Annotated in this window: 18 protein-coding genes; 12 read left to right on the top strand and 6 right to left on the bottom strand. The window is 54.5% G+C overall.

Annotated elements, in window-relative coordinates; all coding sequences use genetic code 11:
- The first annotated feature begins 110 nt into the window (after positions 1-110).
- Positions 111-1,358, top strand: a complete 1,248-nt coding sequence (locus tag H4J77_RS09130) for an amidohydrolase (protein ID WP_259364791.1) — start codon at positions 111-113, stop codon at positions 1,356-1,358.
- Positions 1,359-1,527: 169 nt separating this feature from the next.
- A complete protein-coding gene (locus H4J77_RS09135) occupies positions 1,528-4,107 on the top strand; it encodes a CHASE domain-containing protein (protein ID WP_182248023.1) in 2,580 nt (859 codons plus the stop codon).
- 39 nt (positions 4,108-4,146) lie between these two features.
- On the opposite strand, the gene tpx is transcribed toward H4J77_RS09135, so the two are convergent.
- From tpx to H4J77_RS09150, 3 genes are all read right to left on the bottom strand, one after another.
- Entirely contained in the window at positions 4,147-4,644 is a 498-nt protein-coding gene (gene tpx, locus H4J77_RS09140; RefSeq protein WP_123889270.1) for a thiol peroxidase, read from the bottom strand.
- A gap of 99 nt (positions 4,645-4,743) precedes the next feature.
- Positions 4,744-8,448 carry a translocation/assembly module TamB domain-containing protein gene (locus H4J77_RS09145; RefSeq protein ID WP_182248025.1) on the bottom strand — a complete coding sequence of 1,235 codons (3,705 nt, stop codon included), beginning with the start codon at positions 8,446-8,448 and terminating at the stop codon, positions 4,744-4,746.
- A complete protein-coding gene (locus H4J77_RS09150; protein WP_220469308.1) occupies positions 8,448-10,157 on the bottom strand; it encodes an autotransporter assembly complex family protein in 1,710 nt (569 codons plus the stop codon). Before H4J77_RS09150 ends, H4J77_RS09145 begins: the two co-directional genes overlap by 1 nt.
- A gap of 146 nt (positions 10,158-10,303) precedes the next feature.
- Between H4J77_RS09150 and xthA the strand changes: the two genes are divergently transcribed.
- Complete coding sequence (xthA, locus tag H4J77_RS09155) at positions 10,304-11,119, top strand: exodeoxyribonuclease III (RefSeq protein ID WP_123889272.1); 816 nt, start codon at positions 10,304-10,306, stop codon at positions 11,117-11,119.
- Positions 11,120-11,172: 53 nt separating this feature from the next.
- Here the strand turns inward: xthA and clpA are convergent, their stop codons facing one another.
- On the bottom strand, positions 11,173-13,440 hold the full coding sequence (gene clpA / locus H4J77_RS09160) for an ATP-dependent Clp protease ATP-binding subunit ClpA (RefSeq protein ID WP_123889273.1): 2,268 nt from the start codon (positions 13,438-13,440) through the stop codon (positions 11,173-11,175).
- A 36-nt stretch (positions 13,441-13,476) separates the two neighbouring features.
- Positions 13,477-13,830: an ATP-dependent Clp protease adapter ClpS gene (gene clpS / locus H4J77_RS09165; protein ID WP_404940762.1), complete on the bottom strand. Its 354-nt coding sequence runs from the start codon at positions 13,828-13,830 to the stop codon at positions 13,477-13,479.
- 229 nt (positions 13,831-14,059) lie between these two features.
- Between clpS and cspD the strand changes: the two genes are divergently transcribed.
- Positions 14,060-14,329, top strand: a complete 270-nt coding sequence (gene cspD, locus H4J77_RS09170; RefSeq protein ID WP_123889275.1) for a cold shock domain-containing protein CspD — start codon at positions 14,060-14,062, stop codon at positions 14,327-14,329.
- 115 nt (positions 14,330-14,444) lie between these two features.
- Here the strand turns inward: cspD and icd are convergent, their stop codons facing one another.
- A complete protein-coding gene (gene icd / locus H4J77_RS09175) occupies positions 14,445-15,701 on the bottom strand; it encodes an NADP-dependent isocitrate dehydrogenase (protein ID WP_123889276.1) in 1,257 nt (418 codons plus the stop codon).
- Positions 15,702-16,051: 350 nt separating this feature from the next.
- Between icd and H4J77_RS09180 the strand changes: the two genes are divergently transcribed.
- The 8 genes from H4J77_RS09180 to H4J77_RS09215 all read left to right on the top strand — a co-directional run bounded on the left by H4J77_RS09180 (position 16,052) and on the right by H4J77_RS09215 (position 23,679).
- Positions 16,052-16,486, top strand: a complete 435-nt coding sequence (locus tag H4J77_RS09180) for an NUDIX hydrolase (RefSeq protein ID WP_182248029.1) — start codon at positions 16,052-16,054, stop codon at positions 16,484-16,486.
- A gap of 1 nt (position 16,487) precedes the next feature.
- Positions 16,488-17,621, top strand: a complete 1,134-nt coding sequence (mnmA, locus tag H4J77_RS09185) for a tRNA 2-thiouridine(34) synthase MnmA (protein WP_182248031.1) — start codon at positions 16,488-16,490, stop codon at positions 17,619-17,621.
- The gene (hflD, locus tag H4J77_RS09190; protein ID WP_182248033.1) at positions 17,618-18,238 is read left to right on the top strand and encodes a high frequency lysogenization protein HflD; all 621 of its coding nucleotides are present in this window, start codon (positions 17,618-17,620) and stop codon (positions 18,236-18,238) included. Before mnmA ends, hflD begins: the two co-directional genes overlap by 4 nt.
- A gap of 34 nt (positions 18,239-18,272) precedes the next feature.
- Positions 18,273-19,109, top strand: a complete 837-nt coding sequence (locus H4J77_RS09195; protein WP_182248073.1) for a DMT family transporter — start codon at positions 18,273-18,275, stop codon at positions 19,107-19,109.
- A gap of 54 nt (positions 19,110-19,163) precedes the next feature.
- On the top strand, positions 19,164-20,534 hold the full coding sequence (gene purB / locus H4J77_RS09200) for an adenylosuccinate lyase (protein WP_182248035.1): 1,371 nt from the start codon (positions 19,164-19,166) through the stop codon (positions 20,532-20,534).
- A 145-nt stretch (positions 20,535-20,679) separates the two neighbouring features.
- Positions 20,680-21,852: a cupin domain-containing protein gene (locus H4J77_RS09205; protein WP_182248037.1), complete on the top strand. Its 1,173-nt coding sequence runs from the start codon at positions 20,680-20,682 to the stop codon at positions 21,850-21,852.
- Entirely contained in the window at positions 21,845-22,861 is a 1,017-nt protein-coding gene (locus tag H4J77_RS20190; protein WP_182248039.1) for a GNAT family N-acetyltransferase, read from the top strand. Before H4J77_RS09205 ends, H4J77_RS20190 begins: the two co-directional genes overlap by 8 nt.
- Positions 22,858-23,679, top strand: a complete 822-nt coding sequence (locus H4J77_RS09215; protein WP_182248041.1) for a secretin N-terminal domain-containing protein — start codon at positions 22,858-22,860, stop codon at positions 23,677-23,679. The genes H4J77_RS20190 and H4J77_RS09215 overlap by 4 nt, the downstream gene beginning before the upstream one ends.
- Positions 23,680-23,816 lie beyond the last annotated feature (137 nt).

The raw sequence follows: 23,816 nt of genomic DNA on the forward strand, positions 1-23,816 counted from the left end.
TAAATACAAGAATAAGAGAATCAAGAATGTACAGATTACGGTCCCGATTGGCGCTATTTATATCACTAAGCTTATTGCCGGCTTTTTCAGCTTCCGCAGAAGCGATCTCTTTGAATGATCGCGCCTTGGCGGCAGCCGAGCAGCTCAGCGACAAAGCCATTGCCTGGCGCCATGACATTCATCAGCATCCAGAGCTGGGTAATCAAGAGACGCGCACCGCGGCACTGGTTGCCGCGCATTTGAGCTCTCTGGGTATGGAAGTCGAGACTAACGTAGGTACAACTGGAGTAGTCGCATGGCTAAAGGGCGGCAAGCCCGGACCGGTGGTAGCCTTGCGTGCAGATATGGATGCGCTGCCAGTTAAAGAGGCAACCGCCCTGCCCTATGCGTCGAATACACGGCAAATGTATCTCGGGAATGAGCAGGATGTGATGCATGCCTGCGGGCATGATGCGCATGTGGCGATTCTAATGGCTACTGCAGAAGCGCTAGCAGGGATGCGTGAAAGTCTGCCTGGGAGCGTGAAGTTTATCTTCCAGCCAGCTGAAGAAGGCCCCAGCGATTATGTTTACGATGGTGAGCGTTACTTTGGCGCGCGGCAGCTGGTTGCTGAAGGCGTTTTGCACGATCCCGCTGTGGATGTCATTTTTGGTCTGCATGTGACCGCCGCCCTTCCGACCGGCATGATCGCGTACCGCAGCGGTCCGACTATGGCCAGCTCCGGCGACTTGCATATCAGGGTCAGGGGCAAACAAACCCATGGCGCCCAGCCATGGGACGGGGTTGATCCTGTACTCGCCAGCGCGCAGATAGTCACGGCACTACAGGGCGTGGTAAGCCGTCAGACGGATATCATGCAGGCGCCCGCTGTGGTCAGCATAGGTACAATCAATGGCGGTACTCGGCACAATATCATCCCTGATGAGGTGACCATGAGCGGCACCGTGCGCACGTTCAATGACGCGGTGCAGTCACAGGTCAATGAGCGCATCAAAAACACGGCCGAGCATGTTGCTGCCGCCTCAGGCGCGACTGCTGAGGTCAATATCGTACAAAACTACGCGACAACGGTGAACGACCCAGAGCTGACTGCGCAAATGCTGCCTACCCTGCGGCGTGCGGCTTGGAATATTGCCGAAACGCCCCTGGTGACCGGGTCTGAAGATTTCTCCTACTACGCCAAGGAAGTACCAGGGATGTTCTTTTTCCTCGGTGTCACCCCCACCGATAATCTAGGCAAGGCAGCACCAAACCATTCACCTGGTTTTTTGGTGGATGACCAAGCGTTGGTGACGGGTATCAAGGCGATGACGACGCTCACAACTGACTACTTGGAACACGTGGCTCAGTCCCAGTAGGATTATTCGTGCGGCATGCAGGCGGGCCAGGCACAGTCTGCATTGCTTCACATTACTCACACCACAGCAGAAGTTAGCTCATCTGCAATATAGCGCTGCAACAACCGTATTAGCGAACTATCATAGGCAACAGGGGACATTCCATATTGCCATTATAAGTAGTCAGACTATGCTCAACCGCCCAAGCGAGTCGCCGTTCAATTTGGGCCACGCCATATTCAGCAAAAAGAATACCTTGGCGTGGTTCGTGCTCGCAGTTGCCCTTTTGACTACGTTGCTGGCCTGGCAATATCTACACACGCGGGAACAGGCATCGGCCCAGCGTCAATTTGAGATACTCACAAGCGATATTGCCTCATCAATACGCAAGCGGATGGTCGATCACGAGCAGATTCTGCTTGGTGCCACAGGGCTGATTGACGCCAGTGAGGAAGTCACCAGGCAAGAGTGGAAGCGACAAATAGAGCGCCTGCGTTTGACTGAACATTATCCCGGCATCATGGGTGTTGGGTACGCGGCCGTAATTGCCCCCGAAAATCTCGCTGCATTTGAAGCCGATGTGCAGGCTGAAGGCTTCCCCGGTTTCCGCGTTCACCCTGAGGGAGAACGCGCTCTTTACACTTCAATCCTGTTTCTTGAGCCCTTTTCTGGGCGAAACCTTGCCGCTTTCGGCTTTGATATGTACTCGGAGCCAACCCGACGCCAAGCAATGCAAGCGGCTGCAAGTAGCGGCCAAACTCGAGTAACAGATGCCGTCAAACTGCTGCAAGAGACCCATGGTGAGGTTCAGGCAGGCATTCTTATGTACGTACCTGTCTATACGTCAGAGCGCTCCTTGGCAACGGATTCTTTGCGCAACTCGGCGCTTAAAGGGTTCGTTTACAGCCCCTATCGCATGGGGGATTTGCTCGATGGCATACTCGGGGAGGAAAGCGTTCGGATTGACTACCGCCTAACGGATATAACCACGGCTGATGAGTCGCAGTTACTGTTCCAATCCTACGACGACGAAAACGCCAGCGAGCCATTATTTACTCGTGAGCTCGTGTTGGATCTGTATGGTCGTAAATGGCAGATCGACTTCAACAGCACGGCCGAGTTTGATTCCAGTTTGCCTGGGCACGCCTTGATGCTGGCAGCGGGTACCTGCATCTCGTTGATGGTTTTCTTATTGGCGTCCTTGCTGACACTGAGGCGTGATCAGGCTGAAGCATTGGCTTCGCGCATGACGCAAAAGCTGCGCGCCAGTAACGAAGCCTTGCAACAAAGTGAGGAGCGTCAGCGCTTGGTGCTTAAGGGCAGCAATGATGGTTGGTGGGACGTCAATGTTGAAGAGTGGCGTTTCATCGCGTCTGCCAGGTCGCTGGAAATGCTGGGTTATCCGCAGCAGCGTGGTTTCCAGGCACTACATCGATGGCAATCGGTTATTGCTCCCACAGCTCGCCATGCCTTGCTCACCGAGTTGAAGGAAATAATTGAGTCTGATGCGGTGTCCTTTGCTCTGGAAACCCGTTTTACTCACAAAAATGGTGAAGACGTGCCGCTGTTACTGCGCGGAGCTATCCAACGTGATGCTCAGGGTAAGGCAGTCAGAGCAAGCGGAACTATGTTGGATCTGACTGAGCAGAAGCGCGTCGAGGCAATGAAAAGCGAGTTTGTCTCTACTGTTAGTCACGAACTGCGCACACCACTGACATCTATTTCCGGGGCGCTCGGCATAGTCAATAGTGGTTCTCTTGGTCCGGTGCCGGACAAAATACAGAAAATGCTGGAGATCGCTCACGCCAATAGTCTGCGTCTTAACCATCTGATTAACGACCTGCTCGATATGGAAAAGCTCGCAGCGGGAAAAATGTCGCTGGATATGCGCGTGCAGCGGATAGACACACTGGTAGATGAGGCCATTACCGCAAATCAGGCCTATGCAGAAGTTCATGGAGTCGAGCTGAACCATAGTGATGCGGAGCCTTACTGGGGCAACGTCGACGGCAACCGATTACAGCAGGTCATAAGTAACTTCTTATCCAATGCGATTAAGTTCTCACCTCCATCCGGGCAAGTAACGGTGCAAATGCAGATCCGAAAGGATCAATTGCGTGTGAGCGTTACTGACCAGGGCAGCGGTATTCCAGAAGCATTTCAAGCACGTATTTTCGGTAAATTTGCCCAGGCAGACGGTGCGGATAACAGACAGAAACCGGGTGCTGGACTCGGGTTGGCTATTTGCCGTGAACTCATGTTGCAAATGGACGGTGCGGTCGGTTTTGACTCGCCCCCTGGCCAAGGGGCTACATTTTGGTTTGAGTTGCCATTGGCCGCTGATCCGAGCACGGATGACAGCATAGCTGCCAGTGATTTGAACGTTAGCGTTCTGGTCTTGGAAGATGATGAAACGGCCGCGCAGTTCATGGACCTGCTCTTGCGCCGCGGTGGCTATGAGCCGGTTATCGCCAATAACCTGCGCCAGGCGAAACAGTTGCTGGAGGAGTCAACGCCCTGTGCATTGGTTACCGACTTACGCTTGCCTGATGGGCATGGTCTTAGCCTGATCAGAGAGCTTCGCCAGCGCAAGGAAACGCATCACCTACCGGTATTGGTGGTGTCGGCCTACTGTGATGAGGGGCAGCGCCTGTTGGATAGCAACGTAAAAGGTATTGCCTGGCTGGATAAACCGGTCGACGAGTCCAAGGTGGTACCGCTCCTGATGGGCCTGATCAAACGTATGCAGATGTCATCAAGCAGGAGCTAAATGGCGGAGTGCCGGTGGCGCTCCGCCATGAATCAAAACTTACAGAGCAGCCAGGGCCGCATCATAGTTGGGTTCGTGGCCAATCTCGCTGACCAGTTCGCTGTGCAGCACTTTGTCATTCTCATCCAGCACAACCACTGCTCGCGCAGTCAGTCCTGCCATGGGGCCATTTTCAATATCAACGCCATAGTCGCGGATGAACTCACGGCCGCGCATAGTCGAAAGGTTGACCACATTTTCCAAACCTTCTGCGCCGCAGAAACGCGCCTGGGCGAAGGGCAAATCGGCGGAGATGCAGAGTACAACCGTGTTTTCCAGAGCGCTGGCCTTGCTGTTAAAGGTACGCACTGAAGTCGCACAGGTGGGTGTATCAACACTGGGGAAAATATTCAGAATCTTACGCTTGCCGTTGAGGCTGGAAAGGCTGACGTCGCTCAAGTCCTTGGCTACCAGACTAAAAGCAGGTGCGCTATCGCCCTTGGCCGGGAGTTGACCGCCAACAGAAATGGGATTACCGCGCAATGTTACGCTAGACATGGTGACTCCTTATTGATGCCTCAGGCTTTGCACAATGCTGAGCCCGCAGGTGAAATGGCAACCCGTCAGGGCTGCCATGGTGACTGGTAATAGCTTGTCTCAGAAGTCGATACGATAGAAGAAATCCAGCGAGCTGGCAAAGCCGCTGATGGCTTCCAGATAGAGTCGTCTGGTCAGGTCGTAACGCAATGCCAACTGGTTTGCTGGCTCAAACACGCCAACACCATAACGCACACTGAGTTTGTCGGTGATGCTGCCACTGGCAACGACTTGGGTGCTGGTACCTGAACCTTCGGACTCAACGGCGAAATCCTCCAATCCCAAGGTGTCACCGATCTTCTGGGTGATCGGCGCCGTACCTGCGAGCCCCAGCGCCAGAGCGGCCTGACCTACCATATTGCTGTCACCCTCCTGGCCTAGCGGACGCCCCAGAACCAGATACGACATCGCCTCCTGCTGTGACATGGGCGGCTCAGAAAAAACGGTTGTGCTGGGGCTGTTGGCGTTGCCAGTGAGGCGCAAGCCGGCAACCACCTCATCTACCTTGCGGATCGCTTCAATATTCATGTACGGCTGGCTGATTGGACCAGAAAATAGCAGGATCGCCCGTCTTAAGGTCAGATCCTGTCCCAGCCGCTTGATACGGCCATCGAGTATGCGTAGATCGCCATTGGCGGTCATGTTTTCGCGCACGGCCAGCTGGCCCTTCAGGCGCCCGGTCAGCCCAAATGCAGAAAGCCGCAGTTGGTCACCTATTACCAACTGAATCCGAGCGGTAACCTCCAGCGGCGACTCGGTTTTCTCTGCAACTTGCTGGCCGACGATTACAGTGTCGTCCGAAACTCTCACCGCCTGTGCCGGTAACTCGCGCACCGTTATATCGCCTTCAGGTATGGCGACCTTGCCGCTCACATGTAACGCATTTTGCCGTAATCCCAGCTGTAGCTCAGGGCTTACCAATAAGTGGGCATAGGGCTCTACCGTGACGGGCAGCGAGCTGCCAATGAGCTCAAGGTTAACATCGAGGGGCGCCCAACCAACCTCACCCACCAGTTTCCCAGTACCTTTTTCGCCACTGCTCCAGTTGCCGTCAATGCTTGCGCTCTGCCCCTGAACTCGTATATCAGCAGTGAGCTGCTCCAGACTAATGGGTAGCGATGGGCCGCTCACATGTCCATTTGTCAGGCGTAATTGGCCGTTGACGATAGGCTCACGCAGTACACCACCCAGCTCACCCTGCCCGTTCAACTGTCCTTCCAGCCGTTGTACTTGAGCAATAAAGGGGCGCAGAACATCAAGCTTTAACCCGGTTATTTGATAAGCGCCAGTGAGGGCTTGTTTGCCGCCTGGCTCCTGCACCTGGGCCTGGATGTTGAGTTGGCCAATGCTGTCACTTTTAAGTACCAAATCAGCATTGGCTGTCCTCGCCTGTAAACGAGTGGTTAATTCGAGCAACTGATAAGGAAAGTCGACGCTTTGCTCTTCTTCAGTAACCTGAATAAGACCGTCCGCGCTGCGGATGCTGACATCGGCGATGGGAGCCTTGCCGACTGCCTGGCTGAACTCTATCCTGGCATTCAGCAAGGCCTGCCAGTCTATATCCTCAGGCATCCAGGGCTTAAGCGAAGCAAGATCAAAGTCCTGTAGCGTCATGGCAAGGTTGCGCTCAGGCATCAGCGTTTGCTGCCCGTTGAAACATAGTTGTGATTTGGCATGCGACCAGCAGTGCTCGCTCAGTTGCAGGCGTCCTGAAGCCATTACATAGCGCAGGTCCGCGCTATTTTGTAGCGTCCAATCGAATTGCTGGTAAGCAATGGCGCTTTGCGTCAGTTGCCCTTGCCACTGTCTGGCATTAAGGCTGCCGCGGAGGCGCGCTGTGGCGTCGACCAGCCCCTCAGTCAAATCCAGGGTCAGGCTGTGGTTGGCTCGGTTGCCATCAAGTTCAAGCTCAAGGGTGCCGAAGTCACTGTTACCGCTGCGCAGCCCTGCCGCCTTCAATTGCAGGCTAAGGGGCAAATCTTCAGAAACACGAACACGTCCAGCCAGGGTCAGAGCGTCTACGCGTGTATCTGCATAACCTGCGTCGTCACCAGCCAAGCTGAGCTCAATACCCGGGGTTTTTTCCGTTCCGCTGAAGGTGGCACGGCCTTGCAATGAGCCTCGCAGCTCTGGCCAGAGCGTGGCGAGCCGGTCCAGCTGAATATCCAGATAGCCGCTGACCTGGTTGCCCCACTGCCCTTCCCCGCTAATGCGGTTGTCACCCTGGCGCAGCAGCAGGTCGCTGATTTGCCATACGGATTGGCGTTTGTCGACTTGGCCTTGTGTTGCCAATGGCTGTTGACGCAGGCTGCCATCGATATCCCAACGGGCCTGTAGCTGCAGTATGTCTGCCTCGAGACTGCCTTCGCTGGTTAATTGCCCATTGAGCTTGCCAGGAAGTTGCGCCACAAAGATACCCGGGTTCAGGTCTTGCAACTGAAACTCGCCATTCCAGGCGATCGCCGGACTCAAGGTTAAATCCACCGTGCCGGACGCACTACCGGCATCGGTGCTGAGCTTCAGCGGGGCGATAGTCAACGCCTGCTGATCGCCTGTGGCGCTGAGATCAATATCGATACTCTGACCGGCGACGCCGGTCAGGCGAGCCTTGAGGTCGCTGTTTATCTGCTGGCCCTGCAGACTGGCTTGCATGTCCAACTGCTGCAAGGTTACATCGCCCAGGTCTTGCGGATACAACCACTGCCAAGGAAAGGCTTGCTGCAGACTGAGCTGCGCGCTCGCAGACAGTGTGCTCTCCCAATTTGCATCGGCTTTCAGGTGCAGTTTACGGGCTGGCTCATCAGCCACAATCAACAGCAGATCGGCATTACGGACGCCGGTCGTCTCGGCCAGCGCCGAGAGCGCCAGCTTCACCTTGCCGCCCTGCCCTGGCAAGCTGGCACTGCCCTTTATCGCGTATCCATCTTTGAGATCACCGTCTGCGTCCAGCACCAAGTCATTCAGCGTCAAGCCCGCTGGTAGCGTCTGCGCTGCCAGAAATGCATCTCCTTGCCAATGCAGGTTAGCTGGCAGTTGGGTATCCAGCACTGCAGCCTCGGCTTGTAGTTGGCCCGAGAGGTAACCACTGCTATCTATCGTCAGCTGTAGCTGCTTTTTTAGTGCCCCGCCGATCTGCAGATCAAGCGCCCACTCGCGTGAATCTACCGGCGGCAAGTTGATCCGCCCACCCAGGGTAAGCGGCCAATCGTCTTGCATTTGCAATGCGCCACTGAGCTTCCAGTTCAGATCAGGTCCAACGCCGGAGAACTCACTGATAGCGAGTTGATCTCCTTTGGCATTGGCTTGCAGGATCAAGTCACTGAGCAAGGTCTTTTCGCCATCAAGCGAAATACGGTCAATACTAACGTCATCAAGCTCGATAGCTAGCGGCAGGCTAAACTCAGGCAAGCTGAACGGCTCGTTGGTTTTTGCCTCCTCAGTGGACTGGCTAACAACGGTGATGCTATGACTGTGGAGGCGGTCTATGCACAGTCGCATCCCCAGCAAGCATGACGGTGACCAGGCAAAATCAAGCTGCTCAACCTCCAGCATCAGGCTGGTGTCGTGCCAAGCGATCTTGTCAAACTGCCAGCCATGCCAGAGGTCTCCGCCGACAAAGGCGAGTTCTAACCTTGGCTCCAGCACTTGCGCTTTGTTGAACAGCCAGCGGTTGAAACCTTCGCTGCCCAATAGCAAAAACACCAATAGCAGCAAAGTGACCAATGCCAGTACTGTGCCCAGTAAAGCTTTCAATACAAGGCGCATTACAGCTCTGGCCCCATGGAGAAGTGAATACGAAAGCCCTCTTGCGGATCAGATAGCGAGCGCGCCAAATCGACCCGCAACGGACCAATAGGCGACACCCAGCGAATGCCCAAGCCTACGGCGGTTTTAAGTGGATCGGTCGGCGAATCCACGGCATTACCGTAGTCGACAAAGGTCGCTGCCCGCCAACGATCAATGAACTCATACTGGTACTCCAGCGTTGAGGCCATCAGGTAGCGCCCGCCCACGGTATCGCCGGTATTGTCTACCGGTGACAGCGTTTGATAGGCGTAACCTCTGACGCTCTGATCGCCACCGGCGAAGAAACGCAGAGAGGGTGGGATGCTGCTGAAATCATTGGTGGCGACGGCGCCTAATTGCAGGCGAGTCAGAAACCGGTGCCGATCAAATACCGTATACAGCCCTTTGGCCTGAGCCATTACCCGGGCAAAGTCGACGGTAGAAAGAACACCTTCCTTCGCTCCCTGGACATCAAGCAGCATGCTGTAACCGCGTGCCGGATCGATACCGCCTGAGGTTCTTGTGCGTTGCAGCGCCAAACTGGGGATCAGCAGGTTACTTGTACCTGAGTCATCACCCAGGGAGAACACCTCATTTTGCAGCCGCAAACCAAGCGTGCGCTCCCAACCATTATCAAGGCGCTTGCGCAGTTCAGCCCCCACCGCAAGGCTGCGTGTCTCGACATTGTCTATATCTTCGTTCTGCCAACCGACGAAATAACGCAGGTTGCTGGTCAATGGCGGATCCAGTGGTACCTGATAAAAGGCACTGATCTGCTGCCTCGGGGCGGACAGCTCCGCACTGGCACCGCGGCTATGTCCTTGCGCGTTGAGCCAATGCTGATCCCAGGTTGCTTTGGTTCGCACGCCAACGTCGGTTGAAAATCCGCCACCAAATCCCAACGAGTTGGGATCTCTTGCTGTCAGTTCAACTTCTACCGGAATGGTCCCGCCGGTGGCTTTATCCGGCGGAGCGATGACTTGAACGCCGCTAAAGTAGCCACTGGAGAGCAGATCCTGATTAAACTGCCCTACCAGATCGGCGTCGTATGGCACGCCGGGTTTGAAGGGGATAAAACGATCCAGCAGCTCTTTGCTGAAAGGTGTCTCTGAATAGCTCACCTCGCCAAGCTTATAACGTTCACCCGTCAGGTAGGCAATGTCGATATCTGCCTGGTTGGCATCTGGATTAACTCTCAGCTGGTGCTTGAGGTACTGCCCGGAAAAATAACCGTATCGCAGCGCTCGGTTGCTGATCTGCGACTTGATGCTTTCGTAGTTGTCATGATTGAGCCGCTTTCCAGGCGCCAGACCGTCGGGCAGGCTAAGCGTAAATGCATCGGTGCCCCTGCCTTCGCCTTGAATATCAATATCGATTGCGTTGATCCGTACTGGCGTGCCGAGATCAACCTTGATGGTGAGCGTTGGATCTTGTTCGCTGCCGGACACAGCCAGATAGTTGCTGCTGTGATAATACCCTAGAGCCTGTGCTGCACGGGTTGCCTGCTTGTCAGCATGCTCAAACAGGCGTCGCAGCTCATCAGGACTCTGCGCCTCGACCGGGCCGATATAAGCTTCGATATTGTCTTTAACCGCTCGATTCTTGGGCTCGACCTCAACCACCAAGTCAGCCCAAGCGGTTGGGGCAAGCAATATCAGACCTAGCAGTAGTGGATTGGGTCGGGCCATGCGCTCCTTCCTGAACTTTGCAGCGGAGCAATGCTAACATGCCCGGCATTGCCAATTAGGGTCTTTATAGCTGTTTTAATTGAAAACATTCATCTTCGCACTCGTCTCATCGCCGAACGCCGTGCGGCCTCTTTCAGGAAATACTCATGAAAATAGTCTCTTTCAATATCAACGGCCTGCGAGCGCGTCCTCATCAACTGAGCGAGATTGTCACCCAACATGCGCCTGATGTTATTGGCCTGCAGGAAACCAAAGTAGACGATCCGCAGTTTCCGCTGGAGATGGTCGAGAAGCTGGGATACCACGTTTACTTTCACGGTCAGAAAGGTCACTACGGTGTAGCGCTACTGTGTAAAGAAGAGCCGCTGTGGGTACGCAAGGGACTACCAAAAGACAATGACGAGGCGCAACGACGAATGATCAGCGCTGCTATACCCTGCGCTGACGGTAAGCCCCTGTTTGTGTTCAATGGCTACTTCCCGCAAGGTGAGAGCCGTGACCACCCTACCAAGTTCCCTGCCAAGCAGAAGTTCTACGCTGACCTGCAGGCACACCTTGAGCAGGATTTCACTGCCGATCAACGCATTATTATCATGGGGGATGTGAATATTTCTGATACTGACGCCGATATCGGTATCGGAGCCGATAATGCCAAACGCTGGTTACGTACTGGCAAGTGCAGCTTTTTGCCCGAGGAACGCGAGTGGATGCAACGCCTGAAGGCCTGGGGCATGGTCGATACGTTCCGGCATCTGCACCCCGAGGTGAACGATAAGTTCAGTTGGTTTGACTACCGCAGCCGCGGCTTTGAAGACACGCCCAAGCGTGGGCTGAGAATCGATATGATCATGGCCAGCCGTCCCCTGCTGGACCTCTGCACGGAAAGCGATATCGATTACGCTATCCGAGCAATGGAAAAGCCCTCTGACCATGCGCCGATCTGGAGTAACTTCACACTCTAGACAAAAAAAGCCCGGGCGATATAACCGCCCGGGCTTTTTAATCACCGGCCTGTTCAGGCCAACTCAGCTTCCGGCACTTCTATCTCCAGCTCACCATCACGCAAGGTAATGTGAACTGTACCGCCATGCTCAGCTAGGTCACCAAACAGAATTTGCTCAGCCAGTGGCCGCTTGATCTTGTCCTGGATCAGCCTTGCCATCGGGCGCGCACCCATCAACGGATCATAGCCGTGCTCAGCCAACCAGTTACGGGCTTCCTCATCGACCTCCAGCAACACATGCTTGTCTTCCAGTTGTGCCTGAAGCTCGGTTAGGAACTTGTCGACCACAAACTTGATGCTGTCGTGGGTCAGGCGGCCAAACTGGATGATGGCATCCAGACGATTGCGAAACTCCGGCGTGAAAGACTTCTTGATGATCTCGGTGCCGTCTGCGCTGTGATCCTGATGCGTGAAACCAATGGACGCACGCGTCATGCTCTCGGCGCCGGCGTTGGTGGTCAGCACTATGATCACATTGCGGAAGTCCGCCTTGCGCCCGTTATTATCGGTCAGGGTGCCGTGATCCATCACCTGCAGCAGCAGGTTGAAGACCTCGGGATGCGCCTTCTCGATCTCATCCAGCAGCAACACGCAGTGCGGGTTCTTGGTCACAGCCTCAGTCAGCAGACCGCCCTGATCAAAGCCAACGTAACCGGGCGGTGCGCCAATCAGGCGAGATACGGTGTGGCGCTCCATGTATTCCGACATGTCGAAACGCAGTAGCTCGACACCCAGGCTTTTAGCCAGTTGACGGGTTACCTCGGTCTTGCCCACACCAGTGGGACCGGCGAACAGGAAAGAACCAACCGGCTTATCGGCCGACTTCAGGCCCGCTCGGGACAGCTTGATCGCCGTCGACAGCGCGTCGATAGCGGTATCCTGACCAAAAACCACCAGCTTGAGATCGCGGTCGAGATTCTGCAGCAGCTGTTTGTCGCTCGACGACACATGCTTTGGCGGAATACGCGCGATCTTGGCAACGATGGACTCAACTTCAGCTACATCAATAAACTCTGGCCGGTTTTCTGGCAACTGCAGGCGCTGATAGGCGCCTGCCTCGTCAATGACGTCAATGGCCTTGTCGGGCATATGACGATCATTGATATACCGGTCCGCCAGTTCTGCGGCAGCCTTAAGTGCTTCATCGGTATAACGAATACTGTGGTGATCCTCAAAACGGCTCTTGAGCCCTTTAAGTATCTGAATGGTATCGCTCACCGAAGGCTCGATCACATCCACTTTCTGGAAGCGCCGTGCCAAGGCACGATCCTTCTCGAAGATGCCGCGAAACTCTTGATAAGTCGTGGAGCCAATACAGCGAATCTCGCCGGATGACAGCAACGGCTTGAGCAAATTCGACGCATCCATTACGCCGCCGGATGCGGCACCGGCACCGATAATAGTATGAATTTCGTCGATAAAGAGAATTGCATGTGGACGCTTGCGTAGTGCTTTGAGTAGAGCCTTAAAGCGCTTCTCGAAGTCGCCACGGTATTTGGTTCCGGCCAGCAAAGAACCCAGATCCAGTGAATAAACTACCGCCTCAGACAGAATGTCAGGTACTTCGCCATCGACGATACGCTTGGCCAGCCCTTCTGCAATGGCGGTTTTACCCACGCCCGCCTCACCGACCAACAGCGGATTATTCTTGCGGCGACGCATCAAAATCTGCGCTACCCGCTCAACTTCGGTTGCGCGGCCAACCAGAGGGTCAATCCTCCCCTTGCGCGCCTGTTCATTCAGGTTGCTGGCATAGGACTCAAGCGGGTTGCTGGCGGTTGCACCTTCGCCACCCTCATCATCCATAGGCTCCTGATCTTCACCCATTGATTCAGCATCACCTGGCACCTTGGAAATGCCATGCGATATGAAATTGACGATATCAATGCGAGCGATTTGTTGCTGTTTAAGGAAGAACACAGCCTGGCTTTCCTGCTCGCTGAATATAGCGACCAGCACATTGGCGCCGCTAACCTCGCCTTTGCCTGAGCTTTGCACATGAAAAACCGCACGCTGCAGTACGCGCTGAAAACCCAGAGTAGGCTGGGTTTCGCGTTCATGATCCTGCTTGGGGATCAGTGGTGTGGTGGAATCAATGAATTCGGTCAGCTCACGGCGCAACCGGTCCATATCCGAGCCGCAGGCGTTAAGCACGTCAATCGCGGCCTGGTTATCCAATAAAGCCAACAGTAGATGCTCTACTGTCATAAATTCGTGGCGTTTGTTGCGCGCTTCCTTGAACGCCAGGTTCAGGGTGATCTCGAGATCTCTATTGAGCATTTTGCCACCTCATATCACGCGATAATAATCGCTTTGTTACGCTTCCCGCTCAATCTGACACATCAGCGGGTGTTGGCACTCCTTTGCGTACTCATTCACTTCAGCCGCCTTGGTCTCGGCGATATCCCGGGTGTAGATACCGCAAACCGCTCTGCCCTCAGTATGCACCTTCAGCATGATCTGCGTAGCACTTTCGCGGTTGTGCGAGAAAAAACCTTCCAGCACCTCAACCACAAAGTCCATTGGGGTGTAGTCATCGTTCAGCATGACCACTTTATAGCGCGAAGGCGGCTTTAGCTCGGGCTTGCTGGTCTCGACCGCAAGGCCGTGATCGTCCTCGTGCTCAGGCGCGCCTGAACCTTTGATTAAGGTTAGTTGAAATTTCGTCATTGAAAACATAGGTCGCTTGGCTGTTTGCATTGGTAAATAGGCCGCTCATCGCAAAAGTGCGTACTGGCACACAGCTTGTCTGAGGCTGGCTTGACTTACCTCGATTAGGTGATAAAAAGTGTAATAGTGCTTGACTGATCAGTCACGAATTAAAGTTCCTACCTGTTCTCAGTCTAGGCACCGTAGGACGCACATTCACATGAAGTGACAGTTATCAGAGGGATGCAGTATGGAGAACGGTAAGGTCAAATGGTTCAACAACGCCAAAGGGTACGGTTTCATTGTAGCCGATGGACGGGAAGAAGACCTTTTTGCACACTATTCAGCTATCCAGATGGATGGTTACAAAACGTTGAAGGCCGGGCAACCGGTACAATTTGACATCATCCAGGGCCCCAAAGGACTACACGCGGTCAACATTCAATGTCCAGAGCAACAAGCTAGCAAGAAACAACTGGAAAATGAAGATGTTTCAGCCGAAACAGTGACGAACTACTAGCGTCCTGACCTGATTCCAGTGCACAAAACAAAGCCGGCGTTAGCCGGCTTTGTTTTGCTTTCAGCACGGTAAAAGGACGAGCAGGCTCGCCCCTTTCCTCGCTGCGTTACTGCTTTTACATGGACGCGATCAAATCGTCGCCGAACTCGGAGCACTTGCGCAGTTGTGCGCCTTCCATCAGTCGCTCAAAGTCGTAGGTCACTGTCTTGTTGGCGATAGCGCCTTCAGTGCCCTTGATGATCAGGTCAGCCGCTTCTACCCAACCCATGTGACGCAGCATCATCTCTGCAGACAGGATCAGTGAACCGGGGTTTACCTTGTCCTGACCTGCGTACTTGGGTGCCGTACCGTGAGTCGCTTCAAACATGGCGATAGAGTCGGACAGGTTGGCGCCAGGTGCGATGCCAATGCCGCCTACTTCAGCCGCCAGGGCGTCGGACAGGTAGTCACCGTTGAGGTTCAGGGTGGCGATCACGTCGTACTCGGACGGACGCAACAGAATCTGTTGCAGCATGGCGTCAGCAATCACGTCCTTGACGACGATATTCTTGCCGGTCTTGGGGTTCTTGAACTGCATCCAGGGACCGCCATCAAGCAGCTCGGCGCCGAACTCGTCACGGGCAATTTCATAGCTCCACTCTTTGAAGGCACCTTCGGTGAACTTCATGATGTTGCCTTTGTGCACGATAGTGACAGAGTCACGATCGTTATCTACAGCGTACTGCAGAGCCTTGCGTGACAGACGCTTGGTGCCTTCCTCGGAAACCGGCTTGATACCGATACCGCACATGTCGGTAAAACGGATCTTGGTTGCGCCCATTTCTTCGGTCAGGAACTTGATGACTTTCTCGGCTTCTGGAGTACCAGCCTTGAATTCAACGCCCGCGTAGATATCTTCGGAGTTCTCACGGAAGATAATCATGTCAACGTCCTGGGGCTTCTTGACCGGGCTAGGTACACCGGTGAACCAGCGAACCGGACGCTGACAAACGTACAGATCCAGCTCTTGACGCAGTGCAACGTTCAGCGAACGGATGCCACCACCTACTGGTGTAGTGAGGGGGCCTTTGATCGAGACAACGTAATCCTTAACCGCTTCCAGGGTCTCTTTTGGCAGCCAGGTATCCTGATCGTAAACCTGGGTGGCTTTCTCGCCAGCAAACACTTCCATCCAGGAAATCTTGCGCTCGCCGCCATAGGCCTTTTCGACTGCAGCGTCGACGACCTTTATCATTACCGGGGAAATATCAACACCGATGCCATCTCCCTCGATATAAGGAATGACAGGGTTGTTGGGTACATTCAGGGAAAGGTCGGCATTAACAGTAATTTTGTCGCCGCTTGCCGGCACTTGGATCTTTTGGTATCCCATTTTTGACTCCGTGTATGTTGTCGTTGCAACTAGTAGCCTGCGGGCGGGTAACCCATAGGCACTGAATAAGAATACGGATTTTGAGCTGCCGTATTGTTGTAGTTTTCCTACAAAAAGTCACGCATTTTTGTTCAAACCTATTGCTGCGGCCCGGATGCTTACGCTCTCAAGTGCCTATTCACAGCAAAAAACGGTAGGTGTGTAGTAACACTACAAAGACACTACACGCCTTCGACTATCAGAATCCTAGTCGCTTTTGCTGTCAATGCTAGTCTTGCTTTATCCATTCGCGTGATGGTTCACCCAACAGCGGCTTTGCGCTAACCTATGCCACCATTGGAGGGCCCACCATGCGTTTTACTCCCCATCTTACCGTTGCCTGTATCGTTGAAGACAACGGCCGCTTTCTGATCGTAGAAGAGCACCGCGATGGTCGGTTGGTGCTTAATCAGCCAGCAGGTCATTTGGAGTCAGGAGAAACCCTGCTTCAGGCAGCAGTGAGGGAAACCCGGGAAGAAACAGCCTGGAGCGTCGAGCTCGTTAGCATCACGGGGCTGTATTTGTTCACCGCAGCCAATGGTACAAGTTACCAACGTACCTGCTTCTCTGCCAGGCCACTAAAGTATGACGCCGGTCAGCCATTGGACGACGGTATTGTAAGAGCGCGCTGGATGACCCTTGAAGAAATCAATCAGGAACGCCATAAACTGCGTAGCCATCTGGTGCTCGATTGCATCCTCGACTACCTGAACAAACCGCACTACTCACTGGATTTGATTCGTTGACATGAACACCTATACCGCCAAAGCACCTGATCAAACTCGCGTCATCGTCGGTATGTCCGGCGGGGTCGACTCCTCTGTATCTGCGGCGCTGCTGCTGGAGCAGGGCTATCAGGTTGAAGGCCTGTTCATGAAGAACTGGGACGAAGACGACGGCACAGAATATTGCACCGCCATGGATGATCTGGCTGACGCCCAGGCGGTCAGTGACAAGCTGGGCATCAAGCTGCACACGGCGAACTTTGCTGCTGAATACTGGGATAATGTGTTCGAACATTTTCTTGAAGAGTACAAGGCGGGACGGACCCCCAATCCGGACATCCTGTGTAATCGCGAAATCAAATTTAAGGCTTTTCTCGATTACGCCCTCGCCCTCGGCGCCGACCTGATCGCGACCGGCCACTACGTCAGACGCGCCGAACGAAACAATCAAACGCTGTTGCTGCGTGGTCTTGATGGCAATAAAGACCAGAGCTATTTCTTGCACGCAGTAGGCGCCGAGCAGATTGCGCGAACACTCTTCCCTGTCGGTGAGCTGCAGAAGCCTGAGGTCCGGCGTATTGCCGAGAAGTATGAGTTGGCCACCGCGCGCAAGAAGGACTCAACCGGCATCTGCTTTATTGGCGAGCGCCGCTTCAGTGATTTCCTCAAGCAGTATCTGCCCGCTCAGCCGGGCGACATTCAGACCACCGAGGGCGAGGTTATTGGTCGCCATCATGGTTTGATGTACCACACCATTGGCCAGCGCCAGGGTTTGGGGATCGGCGGCTTGCAAGGGGCCAGTGATGAGCCATGGTATGTATTGAAAAAAGACCTGAGCAATAACGTGCTGGTGGTCGGTCAAGGTAACGATCATCCCTGGCTGTTTGCAAGCGCTCTCACTTGCTCGACAATTTACTGGGTTAACCCAGAGCCGGCTGCGCGCGGCTCGATTCGGGTCACGGCTAAAGTACGCTATCGGCAGCCTGACCAGAACTGCCTGTTGGAGCCAACAGCAGACGGGTACCGTATTGTGTTTGATGAACCGCAACGGGCGGTTACCCCAGGTCAGTCAGTGGTGCTCTATCAGGGTGACGTTTGCCTTGGCGGCGGCGTTATTGAAACGGCTGAGCCGGCCTTTGACGAGCGTGCAGCATGAGTAATATCCGTGATCAGGCCATTGCCTTGGGCGCCATTTTCGAGGCTGCCCTGCAGGTAGATAAGCTGGCGCGCAGCGGTCAATCAGCAGAAGGTCCGACGGCGTGTCTGGCGAGCAGTATTCTGATTACCTCGCCCGATGACGTGCTCAGTGTCTATGGCGGCAGCACACACCAGATTCGCAGTGGCTTGCAGGCGCTGGAAGCCATGTTGGAACGCGATACAGCTGCGTTGCAGCGTGATGCCTTGCGCTATGTTATGAATCTGCTGACGCTAGAGCGGCAGCTCGCAAAACGCAGCGACATGCTGCAGGTCCTTGGCCAACGTATCAGCCAGACTGAACATCAAGTCGAGCATTTCGGTATTTTGCATGACAACGTGATGGCCTCGCTTGGCGCCACTTACCAGGACACCCTCAGTACGTTACGACTGCGTATTCAGGTACAGGGCGATATGCGCTACCTGCAACAACCCGATACGGCCAATCGCATACGCGCGTTGCTGCTTGCCGGTATTCGCGGCGCAACCTTGTGGCGTCAGGTCGGCGGTCATCGCTGGCAGTTGCTATTTCAGCGCAAGAAGCTTCTGGACGCTACCCGAGCCCTACTGCGTGGTTGAACTCGTCCGTCAGGACAATCCGCGCCAGGGCGCAATGCTACTGGCACTATCAGCGCTCCTGTTTGCGATCATGGGCGTGCTGATTAGAGAGGTGTCGGTCGGGGTCAATAATGAAACGGTGGTCTTCTTCCGCAACCTGGTAGGCGTGCTGTTCTTCCTGCCAATGATGTTGCTGAAGGGGTTTGCGCCCTTCCATACCCAGCGCCTTCGCCATCACTTCCTGCGGACTTTTTATGGCCTAGGAGCAATGTATTGCTTCTTTTACGCAATCGCCCACCTGCCGCTGGCAGACGCCATGGTGTTCACCTATGCGGCACCGGTATTCACCCCCTTGCTCGCCTGGTGGTGGCTACGCGAGAGCCTTACGCCGCGAATTATCGGCGTAGTGCTGGTCGGTTTTGTCGGCGTGCTACTGGTGGCCAAGCCCACCGGGTCACTATTTGAACCCAAGGCGTTAGCCGGAGTGGCGGCAAGTCTGCTGGCGGCGGCAGCCTTCGTGTCGATTCGAGCGATGAGCAGTAGTGAGCCAGCTAGCCGCATCGTATTCTACTTTGCAACCTTCTCAACGCTGCTTTCTGCCATACCTATGCTGTGGGCCTGGCAGGTGCTGACCCTGCACCAACTGCTGCTGTTGCTGGCAGTCGGACTGGTTGCGACTACCAGCCAACTGGTGATGTCCAAGGCCTATGCATTGGCGCCGCCCGGAAAAATAGGGCCGTTGAGCTATCTGGCTATCGTTTTCTCCGGTGGCTTTGCCTGGTTCCTCTGGGGCGAAATGCCCGGGGTGTCGTCATGGGCTGGCGCAGGGCTTATCTTCGTGGCTAGCCTGCTGAGTATCTCCAGCTCGCCGAAGCAGGCCAAAAGCGCGTGAATTGGTGTATGATTTGCGCCTTTTCCGCCAGCTTTTTTTGACGAGAACCCTTTTATGCAACTCTCCTCGCTGACCGCCGTATCTCCCGTCGATGGCCGCTACGGCAGCAAGACCGCCAATTTGCGCCCAATTTTCAGTGAATACGGCTTGATCCGTTTTCGCGTCCAGGTAGAGGTTCGCTGGCTTCAGTGCCTGGCAGCTCACCCTGGCCTGACCGAGATCGGCCCTTTTTCAGCCGAGGCCAATCAGCTTCTTGATACGCTGGCGGAACGCTTTGAGCAGGTTCATGCCGAGCGCGTGAAAGAATTCGAGCGCACCACCAATCACGATGTTAAAGCCGTGGAATATCTGCTCAAGGAGCAGGCCAAACAGCTACCTGAGCTGGAAAAGGTCAGTGAGTTTATTCACTTTGCCTGCACTTCAGAAGACATAAACAACCTGTCCCATGCGTTGATGCTGCGCGCCGGCCGCGACGACGTACTACTGCCGCTGATGCGTCAGATCGCCGACAGCATTCGTGCTCTGGCTGTTGAGCACGCAGCAGTGCCTATGCTTTCACGCACACATGGTCAGCCGGCCTCCCCCACTACACTGGGCAAAGAACTGGCGAATGTGGTTTACCGCCTGGAGCGGCAGATTAAGCAGATAGAAAGTATTCCTTTGCTGGGTAAAATCAATGGCGCGGTGGGCAACTATAATGCTCACTTTTCTGCCTATCCCGATGTCGACTGGGAGGCTAATGCCAAGCATTTCATCGAAGAGACGCTAGGGCTTGATTTCAACCCCTACACCACGCAGATCGAGCCGCACGATTACATTGCTGAGCTGTTCGACGCGGTAGCGCGCTTCAACACTATATTGATCGACTTTGATCGTGACATCTGGGGCTATATTTCCCTCGGCTACTTCAAGCAGAAGACCATCGCTGGCGAAATTGGCTCATCTACCATGCCGCACAAGGTCAACCCGATTGACTTCGAAAACTCTGAGGGCAATCTCGGCATTGCCAACGCCATCATGCAGCACCTGGCCAGCAAGCTTCCCATCTCGCGCTGGCAGCGTGACCTGACAGATTCGACCGTACTGCGTAATTTGGGCGTTGGCTTTGCCCACAGCGTTATTGCTTACGAATCATCACTCAAGGGCATCAGTAAACTGGAGCTAAACGCCAAGCGTATTGCTGAAGATCTGGATAACTGCTGGGAGGTATTGGCAGAGCCAATTCAGACTGTCATGCGTCGCTTTGGTGTTGAGCACGCTTACGAGAAGCTCAAGGACCTGACTCGGGGTAAGGGAATCACCCCTGAGGCACTGCTCGCCTTTGTTGAGGGTCTGGATATTCCCGATGCAGCCAAGCAGGAGCTGAAGAGCCTGACGCCAGCCAACTATATTGGCAGTGCAGTAGCACAAGCCAAACGTATTTAACTTTTAACGCGGACAACTGAGCTCGGATCAGCAAGCAGGCCAACGCAGAAATCAACTGCTAGGCTCTAAGTAACGATCCGTTCTTCAGCATCGCACCACAACGCCCGGGTCTGCCGGGCGTTTGCTATTTCAGGATTGGATACTTATGAGTTCAGAATTTGATGCGTTACTCGGTGATGTTGGTGTGGAACGCTTTCTTCGTGAGTACTGGCAGCGCAAGCCACTGCTTATTCGCCAAGCCATTCCAGGCTACAGCAGCCCCATTGAGCCAGACGAGCTAGCCGGCCTGTCGCTGGAGGAAGAAGTAGAGTCACGTATCGTTATCAAAAACGGCAGCCACCCTTGGGAGCTGCGGCGCGGCCCCTTTGCTGACGATGACTACAAGGCGTTGCCCGAGCAGGACTGGACGCTATTGGTACAGGCAGTGGATCAATTTGTACCGGATGTTGCCGAGCTGTTAAAACGCTTCCATTTTCTACCAAGTTGGCGCATTGATGATGTAATGATCAGTTATGCCACACCGGGCGGTGGCGTTGGACCACATTTCGACAATTATGATGTGTTTCTGCTGCAGGCTGAGGGCAAGCGGCGTTGGCGTATTGGCCAACACTGCAACAGTACCAGCGCGCTTCAGGACAACCCGGACCTGCGTATTTTGCGTGATTTTGAGTGCCAGGACGAATGGGTGCTTGAGCCCGGCGATATGCTCTATATCCCGCCAGGTTTTGCCCATGATGGTATTGCCGAGACCGACTGCATGACCTATTCCATCGGTTTTCGCGCACCGAGCCATCAGGAAATTCTGGTGCACTTTACCGACTACCTCGCTAGCGAGCTCAGCGAAGATGCTCGCTACAGTGACGCGGGTCTCAAACAGCCACAAGACCCAGCTGCCATTGATGAAGAATCCGTTGATCGTCTGCAACGAAGTATTCTTGAGCTGGTCCAAAACAGGGAAGCGTTGGCGACCTGGTTCGGGCGTCACATGACAGAAACACGCTATCCTGAACTGGCACAAAGCTATATTGATGATGAAGCAGATCTGCTGGAAGGGCTGAATGCTGGCATCGCCTTGCTGCATAACCCCAGTATTAAACTGGCGTATCGCGTTGCAGCCGATGGTTCGGTTCAGCTGTTTGCCAGCGGCGAACATTGCATCGTACCGGGCGCTTTGCTGCCGTTAGTACAGCAGATCTGCAATCAGAGTTATTTGACGCCGCAAGCGCTTGAGCAATGGCATGAAAATGCTGAGGCCATCGAGCTATTGGAGCAACTGCTAGCGAAGGGGTATCTCCTATTGGAGGGGGATGATGAATGAGATACACATCACTACGGTAGATTGGGTAAATGGTAAAGCGCTCCGCGATATTCGCCAGCAGGTATTTATCGACGAGCAACAAGTGCCGGCCGACCTGGAGTGGGATACACAGGATGAGAGTGCTACCCATTTCCTGCTCTACTACCAGGCTCAACCTGCTGCGACGGCTCGACTGCTAAGCGACGGCCATATTGGTCGCGTTGCTGTATTGGCGCACTGTCGTGGTCTGGGCCTGGGCGCCGCTATCATGCGGCATGTGATGGAGTACGCTCAGACTAGCGGAATGCGCGAATTGATTCTCTCGGCCCAGGTTCACGCCGCTGCGTTTTATCGCAAGCTTGGCTTTGCTTGTTGCTCAGAGGAGTATGAAGACGCGGGGATTGCTCATCAGGACATGTGCTGGCAGGCAAGCGATCAGCTGAGCGCTGTGGCCACGGTCGAGCTGGCCGATATCGAGTTTCAATCGCCGGGGCGCTTCGATATCAGCAACCCCGAGTTCAATCGCGAGACTGTCCAGCCATTAGCCGAAGGCGACGCCGAGTTGCACTCGGTGAGTGGCGCTATTGCTTGCGAACAGGTTACTACGCTGGTAGATCAGTGTCGGCGCAGACTGCGAATCTACTCCCCTGAACAGGCCCGCTGGCTGTTCAACCAGCGAGGCTTTATCCAGGCCTGCGAGCGCCTTATAGCGCGCGATCCAAAAACAAGGATACAGATACTTCTGCAGTATGTGGACAAGGAGTTTCTGCAGGGGCGCACGCTGCTGAGCCTGGTTCATCGCTTTCCAAGTCTGTGCGAAATTCGCTGCCAACATCCCGACCTGACAAAGAACAAGTATGTGCAGATGACAACGGACTCACAGGGTTTTTTCATGTTGCCTGACTGCCGTGTGCGAGAAGGCTTTGTGCGTCAGTACACGCCTGATCAGGTCAAGCGTTGGTCCAGCCAGTTCGATGAGCTTTGGGCCAGTAGCCAAAGTGATCCCGCCATCCGGAGATTTCTACTATGAAGCCACGTGCGTTTATCAAGCTGATCAGCTGGATGTGCCTGTCTATTGTCGTGCTCTATGCCAACGCCACACCCACCACAGAAATCGTCCCGCTATCATACAACATGGCAGAGGATGTCATTCCTGCTCTGCAGCCCATGCTGCGCTCAGATGAGCGCGTTTCTGCGTATGGCAATCAACTGCTGATTCGTGCAGAACCTGCGCGGATCGTTGAACTGAAAGCCTTGCTTGAGCAGATTGACCAACAGCCTTCACGTCTGCGTATCAGCGTGTCCAATAGTGGCAGCAGTAGCGGAGTTGAGCGCGGATATCGTGTCGATGGACGTATAAGCACTGGTCCGGCGGATATCATCATCGGTAATGGCAGCAAGGGTAATCAAGCCAGAATAATCAACCGCCAGACACGCTCTGCGGATGACGGCGTGAGACAGGTAGTCGCTAGCGAAGGCTATCCCGTACTGATTAAGAGCGGGCAGAGCGTGCCCTTGACCACGCGCACTACCGACGCTTACGGACGGATTGTTGAGCAAACCCAGTACCAGAACGTCACCCAGGGATTTTACGCAACAGTGCGGCTTAACGGCGAGATGGCGACCATTACCTTGAGCGCCAATAACGATCGGCTGAACCGCAACCACCAGGGCGTGATTGATGTCCAGCGCGCCGACACGGTGGTTACTGCGCGGCTTGGCGAGTGGGTCACCGTCGGCGGGCTGGATGATTCCGATAGCCGCAATGATGCCGATATAGGCCGCAGTATCTCTACGCAGCGCCAATCCAGTGGCAGCATTCGCCTTATGGTAGAGCGGCTTAACTAAGCTGTCTGTCAGTGCCCTCATCTATGTAGTGCGCTAAAAAAAACACTACACCTGATTGACTTATATGCCTTGAGGTCTCATTATTGCCTCGCTCCCGCTAGCCAGAGGCCTCAGATAGGTCTCCGAGTCGAAGCCAA

It is taken from the genome of Pseudomonas sp. 5Ae-yellow, assembly GCF_014077575.1.
Taxonomy (GTDB): Bacteria; Pseudomonadota; Gammaproteobacteria; order Pseudomonadales; family Pseudomonadaceae; genus Halopseudomonas; species Halopseudomonas neustonica.